At 41.6% G+C, this 507-nt stretch carries 1 protein-coding gene; it reads left to right on the forward strand.

Annotation, left to right across the window (positions count from 1 at the left end; all coding sequences use genetic code 11):
• Window positions 1-507, forward strand: a 507-nt coding sequence (locus tag L652_RS0103675) for a type II secretion system F family protein (protein ID WP_024603297.1), incomplete at both ends; no start/stop codon positions are given.

The raw sequence follows: 507 nt of genomic DNA on the forward strand, positions 1-507 counted from the left end.
TGGCAGGCAGCCATTTTGTGCAAAATTATTGGTTTATTAGTTTAATAGCTATTACAGCTATAGCCATTGGTATTAAGCATGCACTTAAGCAGCCTAAAATACGTTTTTGGTGGGATGACCGAGTGCTACATATGCCAGGTATAGGTAAAGTGGCTCGTGGTATTAACACCGCACGTTTTGCGCGTACTTTAAGTATTTTATCGTCAAGCTCAGTACCATTACTTGAAGGAATGCGTATCTCTGGTGGCGTATTAATTAACGAAAAAATTAAAAAAGCGGTTGCAGATGCATCCGATAGAGTGAGTGAGGGTGCAAGCTTAAGAGCTGCACTTCAGCAAACTAAGTTGTTTCCACCAATGATGCTGCATATGATAGCAAGTGGTGAAAAATCAGGTGAACTAGAGCAAATGTTAGAGCGTGCTGCAAATAACCAAGATCGCGAATTTGAGAGCATGGTTAATGTATCGCTTAAACTACTAGAGCCTGCGATGATCGCCTCAATGGCGG

It is taken from the genome of Pseudoalteromonas sp. TB25, from assembly GCF_000497995.1.
Lineage (GTDB): Bacteria > Pseudomonadota > Gammaproteobacteria > Enterobacterales > Alteromonadaceae > Pseudoalteromonas > Pseudoalteromonas distincta.